Genomic DNA, 26,030 nt, shown 5'->3' with positions numbered 1-26,030 from the left:
GTGTTATAATGTTTGTACGAAGAGCAAACTTACTCAAAAGCGATTAATTATCATGTTTTAATATAAAGACTTTGAGAAGTTATTACAAAAAATGCAATAGAAATATTCTATCATATAAATGTTATGAGCGGTATTTTGGGGCAATACTTTATTTGATTTTTAAAGTTTTGTTGGGAGAAAGTATATGATAGAAATGCATGTATCTATCTAAATGAATTAACTATAAATTTCAAACAGAAGAGGTAAAACTATGAAACGAGAAAATCCATTGTTTTTCTTATTTAAAAAACTAACATGGCCAGTGGGTCTTATCGTTGCAGCTATCACTATTTCATCACTAGGGAGCTTAAGTGGACTATTAGTGCCACTGTTTACTGGACGAATTGTAGATAAATTTTCCGTGAGCCATATCAATTGGAACCTAATCGCATTATTTGGTGGTATCTTTGTCATCAATGCTTTATTAAGCGGATTAGGTTTATATTTATTAAGTAAAATTGGTGAAAAAATTATTTATGCGATACGCTCAGTTTTATGGGAGCATATCATACAATTAAAAATGCCATTCTTTGACAAAAATGAAAGTGGTCAATTAATGAGTCGATTAACTGATGATACGAAAGTGATAAATGAATTTATTTCACAAAAGCTACCTAACTTATTACCATCAATCGTTACATTAGTTGGGTCACTAATCATGTTATTTATTTTAGATTGGAAAATGACATTATTAACATTTATAACGATACCGATATTTGTTTTAATTATGATTCCTCTAGGACGTATTATGCAAAAGATATCGACAAGTACACAATCTGAAATTGCAAACTTCAGTGGTTTGTTAGGGCGTGTCCTAACTGAAATGCGTCTTGTTAAAATATCAAATACAGAGCGACTTGAATTAGATAATGCACATAAAAATTTGAATGAAATATATAAATTAGGTTTAAAACAGGCTAAAATTGCGGCAGTTGTACAACCAATTTCAGGTATTGTTATGTTGCTAACAATTGCAATTATTTTAGGTTTTGGTGCATTAGAAATTGCGACTGGTGCAATCACTGCAGGTACATTAATTGCAATGATATTTTATGTTATTCAATTATCGATGCCTTTAATCAATCTTTCAACGTTAGTTACAGATTATAAAAAGGCAGTTGGTGCAAGTAGTAGAATATACGAAATCATGCAAGAACCTATTGAACCGACAGAAGCTCTTGAAGATTCTGAAAATGTATTAATTGATGACGGTGTGTTGTCATTTGAACATGTAGACTTTAAATATGATGTGAAGAAAATATTAGATGATGTGTCATTCCAAATCCCACAAGGGCAAGTGAGTGCTTTTGTAGGTCCTTCTGGATCTGGTAAAAGTACGATATTTAATCTGATAGAACGTATGTATGAAATTGAGTCAGGTGATATTAAATATGGCCTTGAAAGTGTCTATGATATCCCGTTATCTAAGTGGCGACGTAAAATTGGATATGTTATGCAATCAAATTCGATGATGAGTGGTACAATTAGAGACAATATTTTATACGGAATTAATCGTCATGTTTCAGATGAAGAACTTATTAATTATGCTAAATTAGCTAACTGTCATGATTTTATCATGCAATTTGATGAAGGATATGACACGCTTGTAGGTGAACGAGGATTGAAACTGTCTGGCGGACAACGTCAACGTATTGATATTGCTAGAAGTTTTGTTAAAAATCCTGATATTTTGTTACTTGATGAAGCAACAGCTAATCTCGATAGTGAAAGTGAATTGAAAATTCAAGAAGCTTTAGAAACATTGATGGAAGGTAGAACAACGATTGTCATTGCGCATCGTTTGTCTACAATTAAAAAAGCCGGTCAAATTATATTCTTAGACAAAGGACAGGTAACAGGTAAAGGTACGCATTCAGAACTGATGGCATCACATGCGAAGTATAAAAATTTTGTAGTGTCTCAAAAATTAACAGATTAATTTTATATATATAAGTAAGCTTGGAGCAAATACACATATACCATCGAGGAAATTAAAGTGTGGCACATTGATGGATATAGATGTTAATAAATTGCTTCAAGCTTTTGTCTATTTTAAATCATTTGAGAAGTTACGACATAATAATTCTTAAATTAATGAAATCGATATTTTAAGAAAAAAATGCTCATGGTATAATACAAGTTATAAGCAAACATACATATATTAAATACTGTAGCCACGAGTCATAATTCTTCATATTTTACATAGCAATTTAACTGATTTTAGAGTCCACGGTACAGAAGTTTGATATTTCAATGTTTCTAAATTTTTAAAAAATTAAATCATAGGTGGGTGCCAAATGTTTTTATTAATCAACATTATTGGTCTAATTGTATTTCTTGGTATTGCGGTATTATTTTCAAGAGATCGCAAAAATATCCAATGGCAATCAATTGGGATCTTAGTTGTTTTAAACCTGTTTTTAGCATGGTTCTTTATTTATTTTGATTGGGGTCAAAAAGCAGTAAGAGGAGCAGCCAATGGTATCGCTTGGGTAGTTCAGTCAGCGCATGCTGGTACAGGTTTTGCATTTGCAAGTTTGATAAATGTTAAAATGATGGATATGGCTGTTGCAGCCTTATTCCCAATTTTATTAATAGTGCCATTATTTGATATCTTAATGTACTTTAATATTTTACCGAAAATTATTGGAGGTATTGGTTGGTTACTAGCTAAAGTAACAAGACAACCTAAATTCGAGTCATTCTTTGGGATAGAAATGATGTTTTTAGGAAATACTGAAGCATTAGCCGTATCAAGTGAGCAACTAAAACGTATGAATGAAATGCGTGTATTAACAATCGCAATGATGTCAATGAGCTCTGTATCGGGAGCTATTGTAGGTGCGTATGTGCAAATGGTACCAGGAGAACTGGTACTAACGGCAATTCCACTAAATATCGTTAACGCGATTATTGTGTCATGCTTGTTGAATCCAGTAAGTGTTGAAGAGAAAGAAGATATTATTTACAGTCTTAAAAACAATGAAGTTGAACGTCAACCATTCTTCTCATTCCTTGGAGATTCTGTATTAGCAGCAGGTAAATTAGTATTAATCATCATCGCATTTGTTATTAGTTTTGTAGCGTTAGCTGATCTATTTGATCGTTTTATCAATTTGATTACAGGATTGATAGCAGGATGGATAGGCATAAAAGGTAGTTTCGGTTTAAACCAAATTTTAGGTGTGTTTATGTATCCATTTGCGCTATTACTCGGTTTACCTTATGATGAAGCGTGGTTGGTAGCACAACAAATGGCTAAGAAAATTGTTACAAATGAATTTGTTGTTATGGGTGAAATTTCTAAAGATATTGCATCTTATACACCACACCATCGTGCGGTTATTACAACATTCTTAATTTCATTTGCAAACTTCTCAACGATTGGTATGATTATCGGTACATTGAAAGGAATTGTTGATAAAAAGACATCAGACTTTGTATCTAAATATGTGCCTATGATGCTATTATCAGGTATCCTAGTTTCATTATTAACAGCAGCTTTCGTTGGTTTATTTGCATGGTAATATGTCGAAGAGAGACTATGATAATACATTTTAACTAATAAATAGGTTCAAGCATGTCGTCTATTGATATAGGTGAGATGCTTGGACTTTTTTATTATTGATATAAAGATATTTAAATATTTTTAAAGTTACCGAAATTGAAGCATTATAAAAACCAAGTGCACATGGTAATACACTTGGCTTTTATGGGAAATGAATATTATTGTACATATGACAGTAAGGACTAGGTACAGTCATAGTACTTCGAGCAAAATTTGTTTTGTTATTATAAACAACACAAAGGAGATAACTTCTCTATTGAAGAAGTTAAAAACATTATAGCAGACAATGAAATGAAAGTAAATTAAAAATTCAGAATATTTTTAATTATTGTATTGTGAGTGATATTTATTAGGGAAAGTTATTCTTCATATAAATTAGTTAAATAGTAAATCTTTGTTAGAACTCTTTCCATAGAGTTGTGACAGTATTTTTGTTATGCTACTATTTTTATAGTCTAATAAATATATAAAGGGGATGGTTTCGTGAATAAAACGGTTAAAGATTTAATACTAGTTGTCTTAGGTTCATTTATCTTTGCTGCAGGTGTAAATGCATTTATTATTTCTGGTAACTTAGGTGAAGGCGGGGTTACAGGTTTAGCAATTATTTTATATTATGCGTTTCATATTTCACCAGCCATCACTAACTTCTTGGTCAACGCAGTATTGATTGCCATAGGTTATAAATTTTTGAGTAAGAGAAGTATGTACTTAACTATTCTTGTAACAATTCTTATTTCAATATTTTTGAGTTTAACAGAATCATGGCAAGTAGAAACTGGAAACAGTATTGTGAATGCCATTTTTGGTGGTGTAAGCGTTGGACTAGGAATCGGAGTAATTATCCTTGCAGGCGGTACAACAGCAGGTACAACAATTTTGGCGAGAATTGCAACGAAATACCTCGATGTAAGCACGCCATATGCTTTGCTTTTCTTCGATATGATCGTTGTTGCAATTTCACTTACAGTTATTCCACTTGATAAAGTATTAGTAACAGTAATATCACTTTATATAGGAACAAAAGTGATGGAATATGTCATAGAAGGTTTAAACACTAAAAAAGCTATGACGATTATTTCAACTAATCCCGACAAACTTGCCAAAGCAATAGACGAGCAAATTGGAAGAGGTTTAACCATTTTAAACGGACATGGTTATTATACGCGTGAAGAAAAAGATGTCTTATACGTTGTTATTTCTAAAACACAAGTTTCCAAAGCAAAGCGATTAATTAAACAAATCGATAAAGATGCATTCCTCGTAATTCATGATGTAAGAGATGTCTATGGTAATGGCTTTTTTGCAGATGAATAAATAAATGGTATGAGCACACATACTTAAATAGAAGTCCACGGACAAGTTTTTGAATTATGAAGACTTATCTGTGGGCGTTTTTAATTTTATAAAAGTAATATACAAGACATAACAAATCGAGCTATCTAATTTAAAAAGTAATGTTAGTCAATAAGATTGAAAAATGTTATAATGATGTTCGTGATAATCATTATCAATTGGGATGCCTTTGAAAATTGATAATTTAAAAATAGAAATTATTTTTTATAAACAGAAAGAATTTTATTGAAAGTAGGGAAATTATGAATCGTTTGCATGGACAACAAGTTAAAATTGGTTACGGGGATAACACGATTATAAATAAATTAGATGTTGAAATACCAGATGGCAAAGTGACGTCAATCATTGGTCCTAACGGCTGCGGGAAATCTACTTTGCTAAAGGCATTGTCACGTTTATTGGCAGTTAAAGAAGGTGAAGTATTTTTAGATGGTGAAAATATTCATACACAATCTACGAAAGAGATTGCAAAAAAAATAGCTATTTTACCTCAATCACCTGAAGTAGCAGATGGCTTAACTGTTGGAGAATTAGTTTCATATGGTCGTTTTCCACATCAAAAAGGATTTGGTAGATTAACTGCTGAGGATAAGAAAGAAATTGATTGGGCAATGGAAGTTACAGGAACTGATACATTCCGACACCGTTCAATCAATGATTTAAGTGGTGGTCAAAGACAACGTGTTTGGATTGCAATGGCATTAGCACAAAGAACTGATATTATCTTTTTAGACGAACCAACAACATATTTAGATATCTGTCATCAATTAGAAATACTAGAATTAGTTCAGAAGCTAAATCAGGAACAAGGTTGTACAATTGTCATGGTTCTTCATGATATCAACCAAGCGATTCGTTTCTCAGATCATCTTATTGCGATGAAAGAAGGCGATATCATCGCTACAGGTTCAACAGAAGACGTATTAACACAGGAAATTTTAGAAAAAGTTTTTAATATTGATGTTGTTTTAAGTAAAGATCCTAAGACTGGAAAACCGTTACTGGTAACTTATGACTTATGTCGCAGAGCTTATTCTTAATTAAGTAAGTTAATATGATAAAAAGGACAATTAACATGACAAATAGAGAGAATCCAACGCCATTGAAGTTTTTATCCTATATTATAGGTTTAAGTATGATACTACTAATCACACTATTTATTTCTACATTAATAGGTGACGCCAAAATTCAAGCCTCTACAATTATAGAGGCTATTTTTAATTATAATCCTAGCAATCAACAGCAAAACATCATCAATGAGATTAGGATTCCCAGAAATATAGCAGCAGTAATTGTGGGTATGGCGCTTGCAGTTTCTGGTGCGATTATACAAGGTGTTACTCGTAATGGTCTTGCTGATCCGGCGCTCATAGGTTTAAATTCAGGTGCTTCATTTGCTTTAGCATTAACATATGCAGTTTTACCAAACACTTCATTTTTAATATTGATGTTTGCTGGATTTTTAGGTGCTATTCTAGGAGGTGCTATTGTATTAATGATAGGCCGATCTAGACGTGATGGATTTAATCCGATGCGTATTATTTTAGCGGGTGCAGCAGTAAGTGCTATGTTAACAGCGCTAAGTCAAGGTATTGCATTAACTTTTAGACTAAATCAAACAGTAACATTTTGGACTGCTGGAGGCGTTTCAGGCACAACGTGGTCACACCTTAAGTGGGCAATTCCATTAATTGGTATTGCGTTATTCTTTATATTAACAATTAGTAAACAACTTACCATTTTAAATCTTGGTGAATCATTAGCTAAAGGTTTAGGTCAAAATGTAACAATAATCAGAGGCATATGTTTAATTATTGCTATGATTCTAGCAGGTATAGCAGTTGCTATCGCTGGACAAGTTGCATTTGTAGGTTTGATGGTGCCTCATATAGCAAGATTTTTAATTGGAACTGATTATGCTAAAATTCTACCATTAACAGCCTTGTTAGGTGGGATACTCGTGCTTGTTGCCGATATGATAGCACGATATTTAGGAGAAGCGCCTGTTGGTGCAATCATTTCATTTATTGGTGTTCCTTACTTTTTATATTTAGTTAAAAAAGGAGGACGCACAATATGATTAGTTCAAATAATAAACGCAGACAATGGATAGCACTGGCTGTTTTTAGCATTCTACTATTTCTAGGTTGTACTTGGAGTATTACCTCAGGTGAATACAACATACCTGTAGAAAGATTTTTCAAAACTTTAATTGGACAAGGTGATGCCATTGATGAGTTAATCTTATTAGATTTCAGATTACCTCGGATGATGATTACTATTTTGGCTGGCGCAGCGCTTAGTATTAGTGGTGCAATAGTGCAAAGTGTCACGAAAAATCCAATAGCTGAACCAGGTATATTAGGTATTAACGCAGGCGGCGGATTTGCAATCGCATTATTTATTGCAATTGGTAAAATTAATGCTGACAACTTTGTTTATGTACTGCCGTTAATAAGTATACTAGGTGGTATCACCACTGCATTGATTATTTTTATTTTCAGTTTTAATAAAAATGAAGGTGTTACACCTGCGAGTATGGTATTAATAGGTGTAGGTTTACAAACAGCATTATATGGTGGCTCAATTACAATTATGTCAAAATTTGATGATAAGCAATCTGATTTCATCGCTGCTTGGTTTGCAGGTAATATTTGGGGTGACGAATGGCCATTTGTCATTGCATTTTTACCGTGGGTGTTGATTATTATTCCTTACTTACTATTTAAATCGAATACACTAAATATTATTCATACAGGTGATAATATTGCACGAGGTCTAGGTGTAAGGTTAAGCAGAGAACGTTTAATATTATTCTTTATCGCAGTGATGTTATCATCTGCTGCTGTAGCAGTAGCAGGTTCAATTTCGTTTATCGGATTAATGGGCCCGCATATTGCCAAACGTATCGTTGGACCACGTCACCAGTTGTTTTTACCAATTGCCATTTTAGTAGGGGCATGTTTACTTGTTATAGCTGATACAATTGGCAAAATTATATTACAACCAGGTGGGGTTCCAGCAGGTATAGTCGTAGCAATTATTGGTGCACCGTATTTCTTATATTTAATGTACAAAACGAAAAATGTATAGTGTCAAAGGACACAACTTATTGCTATGAAAGGCACTTTATTATAAGGCTTTTCATAGCATTTTTTATTTAATGAGCCACTCGATACTATTTATTTTTTCAATAATGAACCATTAAGTCATCAAGACGGTCTGATCAAAAATATATTTGATAACGGTATCAGGTTAATTCTTTATGATAGCGCATTCATTTATTCTGTTTTATACTATGACTGATAATACCAAGGAGGTACAACATGATGAAAAAGTTAATCAATAAAAAAGAAACATTTTTAACTGATATGCTTGAAGGATTGTTAATTGCGCACCCAGAGTTAGATCTGATTGCTAATACAGTTATTGTAAAAAAAGCTAAGAAAGAACATGGTGTAGCAATAGTCTCTGGAGGTGGAAGCGGACATGAACCTGCGCATGCCGGTTTTGTTGCAGAAGGTATGCTAGATGCAGCGGTTTGTGGCGAAGTATTTACATCACCTACACCAGATAAAATATTAGAAGCTATTAAAGCAGTAGATACTGGTGACGGTGTATTACTAGTTGTAAAAAACTATGCAGGTGACGTGATGAATTTCGAAATGGCACAAGAGCTTGCAGAAATGGAAGGTATAAATGTTGAAACTGTTATTGTTCGTGACGACATTGCTGTGACAAACGAAGCACAACGTCGTGGTGTTGCAGGAACGGTGTTTGTTCATAAGCTTGCCGGTTATCTTGCTGAAAAAGGTTATTCATTAACAGAGATTAAATCGCGTGTAGAAGCGTTGTTACCTGAAATTAAAAGTATTGGTATGGCAATTGAACCACCGCTTGTTCCAACTACTGGAAAATATGGCTTTGATATTGAAGACGACAAAATGGAAATCGGTATTGGTATACATGGTGAAAAAGGTATTCATAGGGAAGAAGTAAAGGATATTGATCATATTGTTGGAACATTGTTAGACGAATTGTATAAAGAAGTTACTGCCAATGATGTCATATTAATGGTAAATGGTATGGGTGGTACGCCGTTATCTGAATTAAATATCGTAACTAAATATATTCAACAAAATTTGGCTGCAAGAACGGTTAATGTTGCTAAATGGTTTGTTGGTGATTATATGACATCTTTAGACATGCAAGGTTTTTCTATAACTATCGTGCCTAATAAACCAGAATATTTGGAAGCATTTTTAGCACCAACAACAAGTCAATACTTTAAATAAGAAGTGAATATGAATAAATATACATTTATGAGGTGACACAAATGAAAGTGAATGATATGAAAGCACGTTTATTAAATTTAGAAGAAACATTTAAAAAACATGAATCTGAATTAACTGAATTAGATCGAGCAATTGGTGATGGTGACCACGGGGTTAACATGGTTCGTGGGTTTAGTAGTCTTAAAGACAAACTTGATGATAGCTCAATGCAATCATTGTTCAAATCGACTGGTATGGCATTGATGTCAAATGTTGGGGGTGCATCAGGACCACTGTATGGCTTTAGCTTTGTTAAAATGTCTGCAGTCGCCAAAGATGATATGCATAATCAAGATTTCATTACACTAATTCAGGCATTTGCCGAAGCGGTTGAATCACGTGGTAAAGTTACTTTAAATGAAAAGACAATGTATGATGTAGTAGCGCGAGCAGCAGAGAAGCTTAAAAATGGTGAAACTTTAACATTCAATGATTTACAGCAATTAGCAGATAATACAAAAGATATGGTAGCAACGAAAGGTAGAGCTGCATATTTTGGAGAAGAATCAAAAGGTTATATAGATCCAGGTGCTCAAAGTATGGTTTATATTTTAAACGCTTTGATTGGAGATGAAGATAATGACTAAAATTATACTTGTTAGCCACAGTAAAGAAATTGCAAGTGGTACAAAATCTTTGTTAAAGCAAATGGCTGGTGACGTTGATATTATACCAATAGGGGGATTACCAGATGGTTCAATTGGAACTTCATTTGATATCATCCAAGAAGTTTTGACTAAATTAGAGGATGATGCATTGTGTTTTTACGATATTGGATCTTCAGAAATGAATGTAGATATGGCAATTGAAATGTATGATGGGAATTATCGTGTGTTAAAAGTTGATGCACCAATTGTTGAAGGCAGTTTTATTGCAGCAGTAAAACTGTCAATCGGCGGTTCAATTGATGATGCATTAGCAGAAATCAAACAATCATTTTAGTTAAAATTTACTAATAATGAAAAATGTAAACCTTTTTCAAATGAAACTTTATAAAAAATATGATAGTATATATGTAAATGTTTAATAAAATCTGGAGAAATAGGAGGACATTGCCATGCAACACCTTATAAAAAAACATGTATTGAATGGCGAGTTTGATTTAGTACGACAATTGATGTCCGAAACAGATTTTATGGAATTTGAAGAAGCATATATTTCAAGTGCGCATGAAGTAGAAAGTATGATGTTTTATACATGTATTTTAGATATGATTAAGTACGAAGAATCATCTGAAATGCATGACTTAGCATTTTTATTGCTTGTGTATCCACTAAGTGAATATGAAGGTGCTTTGGATTCTGCTTATTATCATGCAGACGCTTCCATAAAACTTACTGACGGCAAAGAAGTTAAAAGTTTGTTACAAATGTTATTATTGCATGCGATACCAACACCTGTTATTTCAGATAAGAAGGCTTTTGATATCGCCAAGCAAATTTTAAAATTAGATCCTAATAATAATGTTGCTCGTAACGTCTTAAAAGACACTGCCAAACGTATGGACAACGTTGTTGTTGATATAAATGAATTACACCAACGTAATGCACGTTAATTACATTTCAATTATATTAGCTTAATAATAGTTTTAACATTTGGTTGGGTTGGGACATATGTTCCAGCCTTTTTTAATACTTAAAAACTAACGAAGTAAACTTGTGTGCACAAATGTTTTTTATACAACATTTTATAAATTTATACATTTTAATAAAGAACATACGATAGATAGTTTAAACCTTTTTAACTGAGAAATTTTGATATGTATTTTTCGAAATTTAACTAAAAATACGTAAGTCAAGAAGCACAATTATTAATCATTTTTCCTATACAAAAGTTCGTATGACTGCATTATAAAAGCATAAATTTATAATTTTTTTAAATGTCATTGAACGTGATAATGTGAATGGATTGAGCAATTTTGAAAAAGTGAAAAATAACCTATGCGACTTGCAATTAATTTTCAGTACGTTATAATGCACACTGTGCAAAATTAAGGAGGTCTATTATTCACATGATGATGAATAAAGAAGCAACAAAAATTGGATTTGCCTACGTCGGCATTGTAGTGGGCGCAGGATTTTCAACAGGACAAGAAGTTATGCAATTTTTCACTAAATATGGCTTGTGGGCTTATTTAGGTGTCATTATATCTGGTTTTATTTTAGCTTTTATTGGGCGCCAAGTAGCAAAAATTGGTACTGCCTTTGAAGCGACAAACCATGAATCAACATTACAATACGTATTCGGTGAAAAGTTTAGTAAAGTCTTTGATTATATTTTAATCTTCTTCTTATTTGGTATAGCTGTAACCATGATAGCAGGTGCAGGCGCAACATTTGAAGAAAGTTATAACATACCTACATGGCTAGGTGCATTAATTATGACATTAGCAATTTATGTAACATTGCTATTAGACTTTAATAAAATAGTACGTGCCCTTGGTGTCGTTACACCATTTTTAATTGTTTTAGTTGTATTAATCGCTGGCGTTTATTTATTTAAAGGTCATGTTTCATTAGCAGAAGTTAACCAAGTAGTGCCTGAAGCAAGTATCTGGAAGGGAATCTGGTTTGGTACAATATATGGTGGATTAGCTTTTTCTGTAGGTTTTAGTACCATCGTAGCAATCGGTGGGGATACTGAAAAGCGTACAGTGTCAGGTGCAGGCGCGATGTATGGTGGTATTATCTACACTGTATTACTAGCATTGATCAACTTTGCATTGCAAAGTGAATATCCAACTATTAAAAATGCCTCAATTCCAACATTGACGTTAGCAAATAATATCCATCCTTTAATAGCAACAGTGTTATCTGTTATTATGCTGGCGGTTATGTATAATACTATTCTAGGACTAATGTATTCATTTGCAGCACGTTTTACAGAACCATACAGTAAAAAATATCATATCTTTATTATTATAATGATGGTAGCAGGTTATTTATTAAGTTTCGTAGGATTTGCTGAATTAATTAATAAGTTATATACAATTATGGGATATGTAGGCTTATTTATTGTAGTAGCTGTAATTATTAAATATTTCAAACGTAAAAATGCGGATAAAAAACATATTGCTTAATATCATATGATGGATATCCGAAACTTTACAATTGAATCACTTTGTTTTAACCTTAAAAGCAATTCGTCTCTACTCTTATCGGGCGAATTGCTTTTTATATTTATTCAGTCTTTTAATATGAGCGTCTAACAAATAGAGAGGTACGATGTAATGAATAAAGATAATAAATGGACGATGATAACTGCGCTTTTTATAACTGTAATCAGTGTATTGTTAGCATTTCATCTGAAACAACATTATGACCAAACTACAAATGAGAACCATGCTAATAAAGACAAAATTAATATTAAAAATAAAAATGTGCGTATTTATCAAAACCTTACATACAATAGAGTTTTCCCTAACAGTAAATTAGATATTATTACACCTGTTGATATGTCTTCTAATGCCAAACTGCCAGTTATTTTTTGGATGCACGGTGGTGGTTATATTGCGGGTGATAAGCAGTATAAAAACCCATTATTAGCGAAAATTGCTGAACAAGGGTACATTGTTGTGAATGTAAATTATGCATTGGCGCCACAATATAAATATCCCACTCCATTAATTCAAATGAATCAAGCAACTCAATTCATTAAAGAAAATAAAATGAATTTACCTATTGATTTTAATCAAGTAATTATTGGCGGTGATTCTGCAGGTGCTCAATTAGCTAGCCAATTTACTGCAATACAGACAAACAATCAATTAAGAGAAGCCATGAAATTTGATCAGTCATTCAAACCATCGCAAATTAAAGGTGCTATACTATTTGGTGGTTTTTATAATATGCAAACAGTTAGAGAAACTGAGTTTCCAAGAATACAGTTATTTATGAAAAGTTATACTGGCGAAGAAGATTGGGAAAAGAGTTTTAAAAATATTTCACAAATGTCGACAGTAAAACAATCGACAAAAAATTATCCACCAACATTTTTATCTGTTGGAGATAGCGATCCATTCGAAAGTCAAAATATAGAATTCAGTAAGAAATTACAAGAATTGAATGTACCAGTAGATACTTTGTTTTATGATGGTACGCATCATTTACATCATCAGTATCAATTTCACCTTAATAAACCTGAATCGATAGATAATATCAAAAAAGTGTTACTTTTCTTAAGTCGTAATACATCTTCTAGTGGTATTCAAACTGAAGAGAAACCACAAATAGAAAATCCGAGTAATGAATTACCGTTAAATCCTTTAAACTAATGATAAACAGTAGTAATTTATTACTTAAGTAACATTTAAGATCTTCAAATTGAAAACGAAGAATTTAAAACATGTGGGGCTAATGTGTAAGAGTCTGAGATATAATAAATTGTTAGCGGTTCTTTATCATTTCTATCTCACCCTATTATGATGTGACATTTATTTTACAAACTAATTTGTTTTGAACCTGAAAATAACTTTTTACAACTAAATTGTCGAAAAACAGTGTGTACATGATATAATAAATTTATAAATTGAAAAGAATTCAAAAGAAAAATTAAAATATAGATTGAGCACGAAGTGATTTGAAATAAGGTTGTGAAAGGGAATGACAAGGTCAGCATTAAAACCATTTAAAAATAAACGCGTTATGGTTACTGGACGTATACAACGTGTTTTGTTTAAAAATTATTTAGATAGACATAGCACATTTAAGCCGAATGTAAGGATATTATTAAAAGATGTATTTGTTTCAGGTGTATCAATAGATCATTTATGGTTATATGAGACAAATAAATACTATGCATTGGCAATGGAACTTATTCATCAACGAGTAAAATTTAGTGCGAATGTTGTACCATATTACAAAATAAATAGAAATAATAATTTATTCGTACAAGATTATGGAATTAAGCGTAAAAGTAGGTTAATTACTGAAGAAGCTTACAATCAAAACAATCAGTATCAGGATAAGATATATGAAAAATTACCGGATATAGATTTTAGACTCGAAGATTTTTATAGTAAGGAAAACTAAACAACATATATAAAGCACCACTAATCGTAGTTGATAGTTAATCAATTACACATTAGTGGTGTTTTATTTTGAATTTAAATTTGATAAATGAATAAGAGTGCACGTATTTATTTGAGATTAGATAACATTGATAAGTATGAGTAATGTATTAGGTAACCATTAAATTCGTTGTTATACGATTCTGATACAAGATTATGATAAAATAGCTTTAATTAAGAATTTTAGCCATCATATAGTCATCATAATATTTACCATCGATAAATAACTTATCTTTTAAAACGCCTTCGATTTGAAAATCGGCACTTTTAAAAAGCTCGAGGGCAGGTTGGTTATTGAGTGGTACATTTGCTTCAATTCGGTGTATTTGATTATTTAAACACCAAGCCATAATGGCATCAAGAAGTGCTTGGCCAATTCCACGATGTTGATATAATTTCTTTACACCTAAATCAATTTTAGCAACATGTTTAATGCGTTGAAATGGTGTCGTATTAACAAAGGCAAAGCCAACGAGTTGTTCATCACTTTCAGCAACAAAGATGACTTTATGTGGAGAAGTGATATATTCTTCTAATTGTTTACTAGCTGATGTGACGCTAGGATCATATTCTCCTGGTGTGTAGAACATATACGGAGATTCATCGTATATTTTCGCTAACATTGAAATGAAATTTTCTACATCTTTGATACTAACTCTACGTATAATATGGGCCATAAAAAGCCTCCAGTATTTTGAAATTTTAAAACATTTGCTACTATTATAATATATATGTAACTAAAAGGTGGAGTAATATGTTTTTTGGTTACAGTTTAAAGGAGTATTTTAGATGAAACCTAAAGTTTTATTAGCAGGTGGAACAGGATATATTGGTAAGTATTTAAGTGAAGTGATTGAAAATGATGCTGAACTTTTTGCTATATCAAAATATCCAGACAATAAAAAAACAGATGATGTTGAAATGACTTGGATTCAGTGTGATATATTTCATTACGAACAGGTTGTTGCCGCAATGAATCAAATAGATATTGCTGTATTCTTTATCGACCCAACAAAGAATTCTGCCAAAATAACACAATCATCAGCAAGAGATTTAACATTAATCGCAGCAGATAATTTTGGTCGAGCAGCGGCTATCAATCAAGTAAAAAAAGTAATCTACATACCTGGGAGTCGTTATGATAATGAAACAATTGAACGCCTAGGTGCATATGGTACAACTGTAGAAACAACAAATTTAGTTTTTAAACGTTCTTTAGTTAATGTAGAATTACAAGTTTCAAAGTATGATGATGTTAGATCAACGATGAAGGTAGTTTTACCAAAGGGATGGACATTAAAGAACGTTGTAAACCACTTTATTGCATGGATGGGTTATACTAAAGGAACTTTTGTGAAAACAGAAAAATCACATGATCAATTTAAGATATATATTAAGAATAAGGTACGACCGCTCGCAGTATTTAAAATAGTAGAAACAGCTGATGGAATAATAACTTTAATTTTATTGAGTGGAAGTTTAGTGAAAAAATATACAGTTAATCAAGGGAAGTTAGAATTTAGATTAATCAAAGAGTCGGCAGTCGTTTATATACATCTATACGATTATATCCCTCGATTATTTTGGCCGATTTATTACTTTATACAAGCACCAATGCAAAAAATGATGATTCATGGCTTTGAAGTTGACTGCCGGATTAAAGATTTTCAAAGTCGATTAAAATCAGGAGAAAATATGAAATATACTAAATGATATTGGGTGATATGGATGCAAATACTACTAGTAGAAGATGACAATACTTTGTTTCAAGAATTGAAAAAAGAATTAGAACAATGGGATTTTAATGTTGCTGGTATTGAAGATTTCGGCAAAGTAATGGATACATTTGAAAGTTTTAATCCTGAAATTGTTATATTGGATGTTCAATTACCTAAATATGATGGGTTTTATTGGTGCAGAAAAATGAGAGAAGTTTCCAACGTACCAATATTATTTTTATCATCTCGTGATAATCCAATGGATCAAGTGATGAGTATGGAACTTGGCGCAGATGATTATATGCAAAAGCCTTTTTATACAAATGTATTAATTGCTAAATTACAAGCGATTTATCGACGAGTGTATGAATTTACTGCTGAAGAAAAACGCACGTTAACATGGCAAGATGCCATTATAGATCTATCAAAAGATAGTATACAAAAAGGTGATCAGACGATTTTCCTGTCTAAAACAGAAATGATTATATTAGAAATTCTTATTACCAAAAAAAATCAAATCGTTTCGAGAGATACAATTATCACTGCATTATGGGATGATGAAGCATTTGTTAGTGATAATACGTTAACAGTAAATGTGAATCGTTTACGAAAAAAATTATCTGAAATAAGTATGGATAGTGCAATCGAAACAAAAGTAGGAAAAGGATATATGGCTCATGAATAATTTGAAATGGGTAGCTTATTTTTTGAAATCTCGCATGAACTGGATATTTTGGATATTGTTTTTAAACTTGCTTATGTTAGGCATTAGTCTAATCGATTATGATTTTCCAATAGACAGTTTATTTTATATTGTTTCTTTGAATTTAAGTTTAACAATGATTTTTCTTATATTGACATATTTTAAAGAAGTAAAATTATATAAGCATTTTGACAAAGATAAAGAAATAGAAGAAATTAAACATAAAGATTTAGCGGAAACGCCATTTCAACGTCATACAGTTGATTATTTATATCGTCAAATCTCAGCGCACAAAGAAAAGGTTGTTGAGCAACAGTTACAATTGAACATGCATGAACAAACCATTACAGAATTTGTGCACGACATAAAAACACCTGTGACAGCCATGAAATTATTAATTGATCAAGAAGAAAATCAAGAAAGAAAACAGGCATTACTATATGAATGGTCTCGTATAAACTCGATGCTAGATACACAACTGTATATTACTAGATTAGAATCTCAGCGCAAAGATATGTATTTTGATTACGTGTCACTTAAACGCATGGTCATTGATGAAATACAATTAACAAGACATATTAGTCAGGTTAAAGGTATTGGTTTTGATGTTGACTTTAAAGTGGATGATTATGTTTATACAGATATAAAATGGTGCCGTATGATTATTAGACAAATTTTGTCAAACGCACTGAAATATAGTGAGAATTTTAATATTGAAATTGGGACAGAATTAAATGATCAACATGTTTCGTTATATATTAAAGACTATGGCAGAGGTATTAGTAAAAAAGATATGCCACGAATATTTGAACGAGGATTTACGTCAACGGCTAACAGAAATGAAACGACGTCTTCAGGTATGGGTTTATATTTAGTAAATAGTGTAAAGGATCAATTAGGTATTCATCTGCAAGTCACGTCGACTGTTGGTAAGGGGACAACTGTCAAATTGATTTTCCCATTACAAAATGAAATTGTTGAACGCATGTCGGAAGTGACAAATTTGTCATTTTAAACATGCGTTTTGTTACTTAGAATTGATACATCAATGCAGCTTCAACGTTATAATAAGATAGATGTTAGTCATATGTTAAATTGAAGATACAAGTGCCAAAGCCTAAAGGAAATGAAGTTAAGATAAATTATAGGAGTGTTAAAGTGGCAATTTTAGAAGTAAAACAATTAACAAAAATATATGGAACTAAAAAAATGGCACAAGAAGTGTTGCGAGATATCAATATGTCTATTGAAGAAGGCGAGTTTATTGCTATTATGGGTCCCTCTGGATCTGGGAAAACGACATTATTAAATGTTTTAAGTTCAATTGATTATATTTCACAAGGTTCTATTACATTAAAAGGAAAAAAATTAGAAAAGCTTTCAAACAAAGAATTATCTGATATACGCAAGCATGATATTGGTTTTATTTTTCAAGAGTATAATTTACTGCATACATTGACTGTTAAAGAAAACATAATGTTACCACTAACGGTACAGAAGTTAGATAAAGAACACATGTTAAATCGTTATGAAAAAGTAGCAGAAGCATTAAATATATTGGATATTAGTGATAAATATCCTTCTGAATTGTCTGGTGGACAAAGACAACGAACATCTGCTGCAAGAGCGTTTATTACATTACCTTCTATTATATTTGCTGACGAACCAACAGGTGCACTGGATTCTAAAAGTACTCAAGATTTATTAAAACGATTAACAAGAATGAATGAAGCATTTAAGTCTACAATTATTATGGTAACGCATGATCCTGTTGCAGCAAGTTATGCCAATAGAGTAGTGATGCTAAAAGATGGTCAAATTTTCACTGAATTATACCAAGGGGATGACGATAAACATACCTTTTTCAAAGAAATAATACGTGTACAAAGTGTTTTAGGTGGCGTTAATTATGACCTTTAACGAGATAATATTTAAAAATTTCCGTCAAAATTTATCGCATTATGCCATCTATCTTTTTTCATTAATTACGAGTGTAGTATTGTATTTTAGCTTTGTAGCATTAAAATACGCTCATAAACTAAACATGACAGAGTCATATCCAATTATAAAGGAAGGCTCACAAGTCGGAAGCTACTTCCTATTTTTCATCATAATTGCATTTTTGTTATATGCCAATGTGTTATTTATTAAACGACGAAGTTATGAGCTTGCATTATATCAAACATTAGGTTTATCTAAATTCAACATTATTTATATACTAATGCTCGAACAATTACTAATATTTATAATTACGGCAATATTAGGTATTATTATTGGTATTTTTGGTTCGAAACTGTTATTAATGATTGTCTTTACATTATTAGGAATTAAAGAAAAGGTTCCAATTATTTTTAGTTTGAGGGCGGTATTTGAAACATTAATGTTAATCGGTGTCGCTTATTTTTTAACATCTGCTCAAAATTTTATATTAGTGTTCAAACAATCTATTTCACAGATGTCAAAGAATAACCAGGTTAAAGAAACAAATCATAATAAAATTACATTTGAAGAGGTTGTTTTAGGCATCTTAGGTATAGTATTGATTACCACAGGATACTATCTATCTTTGAACATTGTTCAATATTATGATTCTATCGGTACACTTATGTTTATTTTATTGTCAACTGTGATTGGGGCATACTTATTTTTTAAAAGCTCTGTTTCTCTAGTTTTTAAAATGGTGAAGAAGTTTAGAAAAGGTGTTATAAGTGTAAATGATGTCATGTTCTCATCATCTATTATGTATCGTATTAAGAAAAATGCTTTTTCACTTACGGTCATGGCAATCATTTCAGCGATTACTGTTTCAGTTCTTTGCTTTGCTGCTATAAGTAGAGCGTCCTTATCAAGTGAAATAAAATATACTGCACCACACGACGTTACAATTAAAGACCAACAAAAAGCTAATCAATTAGCAAGTGAATTAAACAATCAAAAAATTCCTCATTTTTATAATTATAAAGAAGTAATTCATACGAAATTGTATAAAGATAATTTATTTGATGTAAAAGCGAAAGAACCATACAATGTAACAATTACTAGTGATAAATACATCCCTAATACTGATTTGAAACGTGGGCAAGCTGATTTGTTTGTAGCGGAAGGTTCTATCAAAGATTTAGTGAAACATAAGAAGCATGGTAAAGCGGTTATAGGAACGAAAAAGCACCATGTGAATATTAAGTTACGTAAAGATATTAATAAAATCTATTTTATGACAGATGTTGATTTAGGTGGACCAACGTTTGTCTTAAATGATAAAGACTATCAAGAAATAAGAAAATATACAAAGGCAAAGCATATCGTCTCTCAATTTGGATTCGATTTGAAACATAAAAAAGATGCTTTAGCATTAGAAAAAGCGAAAAATAAAGTTGATAAATCTATTAAAACAAGAAGTGAAGCGATAAGCTCAATATCAAGTTTAACCGGAATATTATTATTTGTAACATCATTTTTAGGTATTACATTCTTGATTGCTGTATGTTGCATTATATACATTAAGCAAATAGATGAAACCGAAGATGAATTAGAGAATTATAGTATATTGAGAAAGCTTGGATTTACACAAAAAGATATGGCAAGGGGACTAAAGTTTAAAATTATGTTTAATTTTGGGTTACCTTTAGTTATTGCACTATCACATGCATATTTTACATCATTAGCATATATGAAATTAATGGGTACAACGAATCAAATACCGGTTTTCATAGTAATGGGATTATACATTTGTATGTATGCTGTTTTTGCAGTGACGGCTTATAATCATTCCAAGCGAACAATTAGACATTCCATATAAAATATACAGATGGCTTTCAGTAGAGTAGTGGATTCGGATTCACGAACTATACTGGGAGCTTTTTATTATAAATGAAGAGAAGTTATATTTTTAGCATGTATAGTTGAATACTGGGTTAAAATACCATATTAATAATGAAGTAAAGGTATGAGTGATTATGAAAGTGTTTTGAATGAAATATATTTAATTGGTGATGCTTTTAATTGAAAAGATTAACAGGATTCAACTTTGTAAATTGTATTAAATGTGAGAAAATAAAAGTATATTCATTGAGAGATATATGAGTCAATGATCGTTTTAAACAAGATAAGTGTATTTTAATATGTAAAAGTTATGTAATAAATATTGTATCGTTGCAAATTTCCCAACTATATTCATTTACAATTTTTAGAGTTGTATAGATAAAAAATTGCCTATACAATAACTTTTTCAAAACAAATGCCTACTACTATTTAAATTTTATGTAAAAGTTAAGTTTCGGAATTGTTAAAAATTTGTAAATTGAATTGTGGGATTGTAAATTTTGTGCTATTTTCATATAAGGGCAAATACAGTAAATTGTTTACTGTGAGGCATTTTTGAAATTAATATCAGTACACTAAAATTATACTGACGATTGATAATAACAAATTTGTATCATTAGTTTGTAAATTCACTTGTCTTAATTTGAAACAAATTATAACTGAATGTGATTGGTGACAATCGCTTAAATGGAGGATTTTAAATGTTTAGTAAGAAAAAAGATAAGTTTATGGTTCAATTAGAAGAGATGGTTTTCAATCTGGATCGTGCTGCTATTGAATTCGGTAAAATGGATTTCAATACTCATTTAGATTTAAAAGCATACTCAGACAACATTAAAACTTATGAGTCACATGGTGACGAATTAGTACATCAAGTAATTACTGATTTAAATCAAACATTTATCACACCAATTGAACGTGAAGATATTTTATCATTATGTGATGCAATTGATGATGTTTTAGATGCAATTGAAGAAACGGCAGCTATGTTTGAAATGTATTCAATCGAATACACAGATGAATATATGGCTGAGTTTGTTGATAACATTCAAAAAGCAGTTGCAGAAATGAAACTTGCTGTCGGCTTATTAGTCGATAAAAAATTATCACATATGCGTATTCATTCAATTAATATTAAAGAATTTGAAACAAACTGTGATGGTATTTTAAGACAGTCAATTAAACATATTTTCAATAGCGAAACAGATCCAATCACATTAATTAAAATAAAAGATATTTATGAAAGCATGGAAGAAATTGCTGATAAATGTCAAATCGTAGCAAATAATTTTGAAACTATTATTATGAAAAATAGCTAAGGGGAGTATATATTTATGTCATATATAATCATCGTCACTATAGCTGTAGTTATTTTCTCGCTGATATTTGACTTTATCAATGGATTCCATGATACAGCCAATGCAGTAGCTACTGCTGTATCTACTAGAGCGTTAACGCCTAAAACGGCAATTTTAATGGCAGCAGTGATGAACTTTATAGGTGCTTTAACATTTACGGGCGTTGCAGGCACCATTACTAAAGACATTGTCGATCCATTTAAATTGGAAAATGGATTAGTTGTTGTGTTAGCTGCTATACTTGCGGCTATTATTTGGAATTTAGCTACTTGGTTTTACGGAATTCCAAGTTCGTCTTCACATGCACTTATAGGTTCAATTGCGGGTGCAGCAATCGCATCTGAAGGCTCATTTGGAGTGTTACATTACCAAGGTTTCACAAAAATTATTATTGTATTAATCGTTTCACCGATTATCGCATTTTGTGTTGGTTTCTTGATGTATTCAATTTTTAAAGTTATCTTTAAAAATGCAAATTTAACAAGAGCGAATCGTAACTTTAGATTTTTCCAAATTTTCACAGCAGCGTTACAATCATTCTCTCACGGTACGAATGATGCGCAAAAATCAATGGGTATTATTACGTTGGCATTGATTGTTGCTAATGTACAGAATGATGGTAGCGTTGAACCACAGCTATGGGTAAAATTTGCCTGTGCGACAGCAATGGGGCTTGGTACTGCAATTGGTGGCTGGAAAATTATCAAAACTGTAGGTGGTAATATTATGAAAATACGTCCTGCAAATGGTGCAGCGGCCGATTTATCATCTGCATTAACAATTTTTGTTGCGTCATCGCTACATTTCCCATTATCAACAACTCACGTTGTGTCATCATCAATCTTAGGTGTTGGTGCTTCTAACCGAGCTAAAGGTGTAAAATGGAGTACTGCACAACGAATGATCATTACATGGGTGATTACATTACCTATTTCAGCATTGTTAGCAGGTTTATTATTCTATATACTTAACTTATTTTTCTAATTGAAAATAAAACTAAACTGAACTTCAGTATCACAAAAATATGGTGGTATTGAAGTTCATTTTTTATGTAAATAGATAACATATTTTATAGAATTTACATAGAATGACCAAGACAAAGCATTTTAATTTGAGGCTATGTTATAAATGTATTCCATGGAACATAATCAGTTAGGTCATTAAATCATATGTAAGAGCAAAATAATGATTTAATAGTTTATATTCTTCAATGAATGAATAATTAAATAGCTATCAACTTGTTTAATTAACCTAAATTGTATTGGACTTTATTTAATATAAATTTGTATATGTAGACGAAAAAGCGTAAAATACTGGTATAACAAATTAAATCATTATATAGTCAGCTTAGTTGCATTATTTTGATTTTTAATATATTATGCATTTAATTTAATCAAATAGGTGGGTTATTATTTTTTACCTAACTACCATTCATACAAAATATAAATAAGTATGATAGGGAAGGGTGAGATAATTTTTTGTACCAAAATGAAAATTTTTTTCAAAAATAAAAAACTAGCAATCTCACATGATGTGAATTGCTAGTATATATCAGTACAATTTATTTAATTAATGGATGAATGCATAGCTAGAAACTTCTGAAGCTGGAATAGTACGATAGTTCATATTGTATGGACCATATGTGTAATTCATTTCAGAAATCAAGATACTACCATCACCATTGACACGTTCAACATAAGCAACATGACCATATGGACCAGGTGTGCTTTGCATAATTGAACCAACTGATGGTGTGTTGTTTACTTGGTAACCATCATTAGCTGCGTTACCAGCCCAATACTTAGCGTCTGACCAATATGTGCTAATTGGACTACCAGCTTGAGCACGACGGTCAAATACGTACCATGTACATTGACCAGCAGTGTATAAATTTTGGTGATTAAAAGATGATGCATTGCCATTGCTACCTGTTGTAGCTGTTGGTGTTGTACCACCTGATCCACCATTAGGAATTTGTAATGTTTGGTTAGGCATAATTAAATAACCACGTAAGTTATTGGCTGCCATTAATTGATCAACTGAAACACCATATCTGCTAGCAATGATATTTAATGATTCACCAGCTTGTACAGTATGAGATGATGCTGAACCAGCTTGTGGAGAAGTGTTTGACGTATTTTGAGCATCACTTCCACCTACTGAGATAACTTGACCAGGGAATACCAAGTTGTTATCTAATTGGTTATTTTGTTTAATACTCTCTACCGAAGTGTTGTATTTTTGAGCAATACTCCATAATGATTCACCAGATTGTACTGTATGTTGTGTAGAAGCTTGTGCATCATGATGCGTTAAAAATGCAGCTGCACCAGATGTTGCTGTTATTGCAAATGCTAATTTTTTCAAAGGGACTCCTCCTTAAAATTAAGATTTACTACTTTTAAAAATTATTAAGACAATTTATATAGTAAATTAAGTTTTCGTTTTATATTACGCTTTCCATATTATCAAAAATAAGTAGCTTTGTGTGGTTTGTTATTATCTTGTAATATTATTAACATTTTAGGATATCGGTTCATATTTTTATAAATGTTGATTTGATAGTGTATAAAAGCGTTTTAGTGATTTTAACTAATTATAAAAAATTATATTTTGTAACATTGTAAAATGTAAAATCACTATACTTGTTAAAGGTTATTTCTTTTGATGAAGCAAAATTTACTGTAAAATTTGACGCATAAAACGACAGTAGAAGGAGGAATTATTTTGTCGCAAAATACAAATCATTCATATTATCATCAAAACCAACATGCTCAATCAATAAGTAAAGTGTGGCTTTATTTTATGTATTACTGGATTATATTTGGTATAGGATGCTATCTAGGTCAGTTTTTACCATTAAGTTGGCGACAACCCTTGTCATTTGGATTACTGATTATTATTTTAGCAACACTTGTTTTTGAAAGAGCGAGACGGTTCGGTTTAATTATTTCACATATTTACGCTGTAGTAATTGGCTTATTGTCATACGCAACGTTTACCACGTATTTACAAAATTTAGGACCAGATATTTTCTATAAAAATATCGCATTAGCAATTTTTGCATTTATAGCATTTGGTATTATTGGTTATTTCTTCGTTGGAGATGCATCGAGTATAGGCAAGTATTTATTCGTTACATTAATAACATTAATTATTGCGAGTCTAATTGGTATTTTTCTTCAAAATCCTATTTTTTATACTATTATTACCGTCGTTAGTCTGTTGTTATTTCTACTTTATACTTTGTATGATTTTAATCGTTTAAAAAGAGGTGACTATTCACCAAGAGAAATGGGATTTAATCTATTTATTAATTTGTTGAATATTATTAAGGATATACTTTATCTTGCTAATATGTTCAGAAGATAAACAGTTAAATTAATAAAGAAATTTGTATAAAGTTTTGGAATAATCAATAATGAATATCAACCTTAATTTGGAGCGATTGTCATAATTTAGAAATTTAGATAGAGATTTTACTGATAAAGCAATAAAAATATATTACCTTAAATTGTAAAAATATTATTAATCATTGAAATGATTAACTGCTATAGTTCTAAAGTAAACAAATCTTAGAAGATAAACTTTAAACAGGTGTACTTGCCTTTCTAATTACACTTTTATTAGAAAAGTAAAGTATAGCTACGTATTAATTTTAAAATCGAAATATTAATAGGAATAAGTATAGATAATATAAACAATTTAATGTTAGTTTGAGCTCATCTCAAAAGTAGAATGTGATTTAAATAAGTGTTTATTTTTAAATTGAAAATGAATATAAAACTAACAAAAGATAATAGTAATACGTTGTAGATGTGGTCATTTAAAATTATTTTGAAAATACTAAAAAGTAGTGTGTTTTCAATTGGATAGTTTAATTAAACTGGCTACATCTATTTTTGTAATATTTAAATGATTGATATATAAGTTTAAAAATTACCCATTATATAGTTTTATTTATTTTTGATTTGGTATTCGTATTGTGTTAAATTTACGTTTAATTAAATAAGTTAAATATTATAGGGAATGATAAAAGTGGTACTTAAATATAGAAAGAGGTA

The 26,030-nt window shown here is 31.1% G+C and carries 24 protein-coding genes; 22 read left to right on the top strand and 2 right to left on the bottom strand.

Translation table 11 applies throughout. The features are described from left to right. Positions 1-250 precede the first annotated feature (250 nt). The 14 genes from ACXQH5_RS03560 to ACXQH5_RS03495 all read left to right on the top strand — a co-directional run bounded on the left by ACXQH5_RS03560 (position 251) and on the right by ACXQH5_RS03495 (position 14,327). A complete protein-coding gene (locus ACXQH5_RS03560) occupies positions 251-1,978 on the top strand; it encodes an ABC transporter ATP-binding protein (protein ID WP_000817960.1) in 1,728 nt (575 codons plus the stop codon). 358 nt (positions 1,979-2,336) lie between these two features. Beyond that, positions 2,337-3,566: a NupC/NupG family nucleoside CNT transporter gene (locus ACXQH5_RS03555; protein ID WP_000479272.1), complete on the top strand. Its 1,230-nt coding sequence runs from the start codon at positions 2,337-2,339 to the stop codon at positions 3,564-3,566. Positions 3,567-3,820: 254 nt separating this feature from the next. After that, positions 3,821-3,913, top strand: a complete 93-nt coding sequence (locus ACXQH5_RS03550) for a hypothetical protein (protein WP_001788321.1) — start codon at positions 3,821-3,823, stop codon at positions 3,911-3,913. A gap of 177 nt (positions 3,914-4,090) precedes the next feature. After that, complete coding sequence (locus ACXQH5_RS03545; protein ID WP_001044661.1) at positions 4,091-4,924, top strand: YitT family protein; 834 nt, start codon at positions 4,091-4,093, stop codon at positions 4,922-4,924. A gap of 281 nt (positions 4,925-5,205) precedes the next feature. Next, a complete protein-coding gene (locus ACXQH5_RS03540) occupies positions 5,206-6,003 on the top strand; it encodes an ABC transporter ATP-binding protein (RefSeq protein WP_001080809.1) in 798 nt (265 codons plus the stop codon). A 35-nt stretch (positions 6,004-6,038) separates the two neighbouring features. Then, a complete protein-coding gene (locus ACXQH5_RS03535; RefSeq protein ID WP_000184745.1) occupies positions 6,039-7,043 on the top strand; it encodes a FecCD family ABC transporter permease in 1,005 nt (334 codons plus the stop codon). Next, the gene (locus ACXQH5_RS03530; RefSeq protein ID WP_000625892.1) at positions 7,040-8,056 is read left to right on the top strand and encodes a FecCD family ABC transporter permease; all 1,017 of its coding nucleotides are present in this window, start codon (positions 7,040-7,042) and stop codon (positions 8,054-8,056) included. The genes ACXQH5_RS03535 and ACXQH5_RS03530 overlap by 4 nt, the downstream gene beginning before the upstream one ends. Positions 8,057-8,289: 233 nt before the next feature. Next, the gene (gene dhaK, locus ACXQH5_RS03525; protein ID WP_000976261.1) at positions 8,290-9,258 is read left to right on the top strand and encodes a dihydroxyacetone kinase subunit DhaK; all 969 of its coding nucleotides are present in this window, start codon (positions 8,290-8,292) and stop codon (positions 9,256-9,258) included. A 41-nt stretch (positions 9,259-9,299) separates the two neighbouring features. Continuing rightward, positions 9,300-9,884 (top strand): dihydroxyacetone kinase subunit DhaL, encoded by a 585-nt coding sequence (dhaL, locus tag ACXQH5_RS03520; RefSeq protein WP_000867196.1) that lies wholly within the window; start codon positions 9,300-9,302, stop codon positions 9,882-9,884. After that, the gene (dhaM, locus tag ACXQH5_RS03515; RefSeq protein ID WP_000161319.1) at positions 9,877-10,239 is read left to right on the top strand and encodes a dihydroxyacetone kinase phosphoryl donor subunit DhaM; all 363 of its coding nucleotides are present in this window, start codon (positions 9,877-9,879) and stop codon (positions 10,237-10,239) included. Before dhaL ends, dhaM begins: the two co-directional genes overlap by 8 nt. Before the next feature lie 115 nt (positions 10,240-10,354). Then, entirely contained in the window at positions 10,355-10,852 is a 498-nt protein-coding gene (locus ACXQH5_RS03510; protein WP_001164085.1) for a hypothetical protein, read from the top strand. A gap of 456 nt (positions 10,853-11,308) precedes the next feature. Next, complete coding sequence (locus tag ACXQH5_RS03505; RefSeq protein ID WP_000980139.1) at positions 11,309-12,376, top strand: YkvI family membrane protein; 1,068 nt, start codon at positions 11,309-11,311, stop codon at positions 12,374-12,376. Positions 12,377-12,526: 150 nt separating this feature from the next. Further along, a complete protein-coding gene (locus tag ACXQH5_RS03500) occupies positions 12,527-13,570 on the top strand; it encodes an alpha/beta hydrolase (RefSeq protein WP_001030774.1) in 1,044 nt (347 codons plus the stop codon). A gap of 328 nt (positions 13,571-13,898) precedes the next feature. After that, positions 13,899-14,327, top strand: coding sequence for a hypothetical protein (locus ACXQH5_RS03495; protein ID WP_000198505.1), 429 nt, complete (start codon positions 13,899-13,901; stop codon positions 14,325-14,327). A gap of 208 nt (positions 14,328-14,535) precedes the next feature. Here the strand turns inward: ACXQH5_RS03495 and ACXQH5_RS03490 are convergent, their stop codons facing one another. Beyond that, positions 14,536-15,042: a GNAT family N-acetyltransferase gene (locus ACXQH5_RS03490; RefSeq protein ID WP_000940129.1), complete on the bottom strand. Its 507-nt coding sequence runs from the start codon at positions 15,040-15,042 to the stop codon at positions 14,536-14,538. 112 nt (positions 15,043-15,154) lie between these two features. On the opposite strand from ACXQH5_RS03490, the gene graX reads away from it, so the two are divergent. The 7 genes from graX to ACXQH5_RS03455 all read left to right on the top strand — a co-directional run bounded on the left by graX (position 15,155) and on the right by ACXQH5_RS03455 (position 22,950). Continuing rightward, positions 15,155-16,078: an auxiliary protein GraX/ApsX gene (graX, locus tag ACXQH5_RS03485; RefSeq protein ID WP_000802948.1), complete on the top strand. Its 924-nt coding sequence runs from the start codon at positions 15,155-15,157 to the stop codon at positions 16,076-16,078. Between the two features lie 15 nt (positions 16,079-16,093). Beyond that, on the top strand, positions 16,094-16,768 hold the full coding sequence (graR, locus tag ACXQH5_RS03480; protein ID WP_001166497.1) for a response regulator transcription factor GraR/ApsR: 675 nt from the start codon (positions 16,094-16,096) through the stop codon (positions 16,766-16,768). Next, entirely contained in the window at positions 16,761-17,801 is a 1,041-nt protein-coding gene (graS, locus tag ACXQH5_RS03475; RefSeq protein ID WP_001061260.1) for a histidine kinase GraS/ApsS, read from the top strand. Before graR ends, graS begins: the two co-directional genes overlap by 8 nt. 143 nt (positions 17,802-17,944) lie before the next feature. Continuing rightward, positions 17,945-18,706 carry an ABC transporter ATP-binding protein VraF gene (gene vraF, locus ACXQH5_RS03470; protein WP_000985996.1) on the top strand — a complete coding sequence of 254 codons (762 nt, stop codon included), beginning with the start codon at positions 17,945-17,947 and terminating at the stop codon, positions 18,704-18,706. Beyond that, on the top strand, positions 18,696-20,585 hold the full coding sequence (vraG, locus tag ACXQH5_RS03465; protein ID WP_000143626.1) for an ABC transporter permease VraG: 1,890 nt from the start codon (positions 18,696-18,698) through the stop codon (positions 20,583-20,585). The genes vraF and vraG overlap by 11 nt, the downstream gene beginning before the upstream one ends. Before the next feature lie 724 nt (positions 20,586-21,309). Then, positions 21,310-21,927, top strand: coding sequence for a DUF47 domain-containing protein (locus ACXQH5_RS03460; protein WP_000491755.1), 618 nt, complete (start codon positions 21,310-21,312; stop codon positions 21,925-21,927). Positions 21,928-21,942: 15 nt separating this feature from the next. Then, positions 21,943-22,950 carry an inorganic phosphate transporter gene (locus ACXQH5_RS03455; RefSeq protein WP_000120368.1) on the top strand — a complete coding sequence of 336 codons (1,008 nt, stop codon included), beginning with the start codon at positions 21,943-21,945 and terminating at the stop codon, positions 22,948-22,950. Between the two features lie 585 nt (positions 22,951-23,535). Here the strand turns inward: ACXQH5_RS03455 and ACXQH5_RS03450 are convergent. Further along, a complete protein-coding gene (locus tag ACXQH5_RS03450; RefSeq protein WP_000731644.1) occupies positions 23,536-24,333 on the bottom strand; it encodes a LysM peptidoglycan-binding domain-containing protein in 798 nt (265 codons plus the stop codon). 360 nt (positions 24,334-24,693) lie between these two features. Between ACXQH5_RS03450 and ACXQH5_RS03445 the strand changes: the two genes are divergently transcribed. Beyond that, positions 24,694-25,338: a Bax inhibitor-1/YccA family protein gene (locus ACXQH5_RS03445; RefSeq protein ID WP_000081602.1), complete on the top strand. Its 645-nt coding sequence runs from the start codon at positions 24,694-24,696 to the stop codon at positions 25,336-25,338. Positions 25,339-26,030 lie beyond the last annotated feature (692 nt).

It is taken from the genome of Staphylococcus sp. SA22, assembly GCF_054165785.1.
Note: the sequence above shows the minus strand (reverse complement) of the source record. Positions and strands in the feature narration are given on the sequence as shown.